Origin of the sequence: Rhodococcus sp. O3 (assembly GCF_048897285.1) — a bacterium.
Lineage (GTDB): Bacteria > Actinomycetota > Actinomycetes > Mycobacteriales > Mycobacteriaceae > Rhodococcus.
In genome coordinates, this window is record NZ_JBMBTE010000311.1 from 1 (window position 1) to 1,270 (window position 1,270).

1 protein-coding gene is annotated in these 1,270 nt (G+C 70.2%); it reads left to right on the plus strand.

Translation table 11 applies throughout. From position 1 onward, the window contains the following. Positions 1-107: 107 nt before the first annotated feature. Positions 108-1,270, plus strand: a 1,163-nt coding sequence (locus tag ACN675_RS29180; RefSeq protein WP_420754119.1) for a DDE-type integrase/transposase/recombinase, incomplete at its 3' end; no start/stop codon positions are given.

The following is a 1,270-nucleotide window of genomic DNA, read 5'->3' on the forward strand; positions in this document are numbered from 1 at the left end:
CCGCTGTTCAGTCTGGGTTGATGTGAGACACCGGATGTCTACCCAGATGTGAGACACGCTGCTGTCCTCGTGGGTGCGGACACCGGAACCGGTCACAGACTGTGCCTGTGACCAGATCGGATGCCCGCATGAAGCTGCTCGATGCCGCACTGACCATGGCGATCACCGAGGGCGTCGACGTGTTCGACGGCGACTTCGCCGGCTGGTGCGCCCACAACCGCATCTCCCGCGCCACCGCCTACCGCCACAAAAAACGCATCCAGGAACAGGGCCGGTGGACCCCACGATCCCACCGGCCCGCCACCTGCCCACACCACACCCCACCCGAGGTGGAGGCCGATATCGTGCGGCTGCGCCGAACCCTGGGCCCCGACAACGGCGCCGACACCATCGGCTACCACCTGGCCCGGCTGGCCCGCGACCAACACTGGGAGGCCGAGGGCCGGACCGTGCCGTGCCGGGCCACGATCCACAAGATCCTGCGCCGGCACCGGCTGGTGATCGACGCACCGCGCAAACGCCCCCGGTCGTCCTGGCGGCGGTTCGCCTACGCCCGGCCGCGGGACTGCTACCAGATCGACGCCACCACGGTCCGGCTCGCCGACGGGGCCGCCGCGGTGGTCTTCGAGGTCCTCGACGACTGCACCCGCACCCTGCTCGCGCAGGTCGCCGCCGACGCCGAAACCGCGGCCGGGGCGATCACCGCGATCGAGGCCGCGTTCACCGAGTTCGGGGTCCCGGCGATCGTGTTGTCCGACAACGGGGCCGCGTTCACGTCCCGGTTCACCAAGGGCGGGATCTCCCGGTTCACCCGGCACGTCACCGCGGCCGGGGCCCGGCTGATCCATTCGAGCCCCTATCACCCGCAGACCTGCGGCAAGGTCGAACGGCATCACCGCACCTTCAAGCGGTGGCTCGCCGACCGGCCGGCGCCGGCGACGATCGCGCAGCTGCAGGATCTGTGCGATCGCTACCGGCGCTTCTACAACACCGAACGCCGGCACAGCGTGTGGAACATGCCGCCGCTGCAGGCCTGGCACGCCGCCCCGGTCCTCGGCGGTCCCGAACATCTGCCCATCCAGCACGATGTCACCGTGTCCTCGGTGCCGGTCTCCCCGAAGGGGGTGATCCGGGTCGGGTGGTCCTCGGTGAGCGTCGGTGCTCACCGGGCCGGGCAGAAGGTCACCGTGCTGCGCGACGGGGACCACATCGTCGTCTACGACCGTGGCGGGAGCGTCCTCGGGCATCTGCACCTCGATGCCGGCAAGCG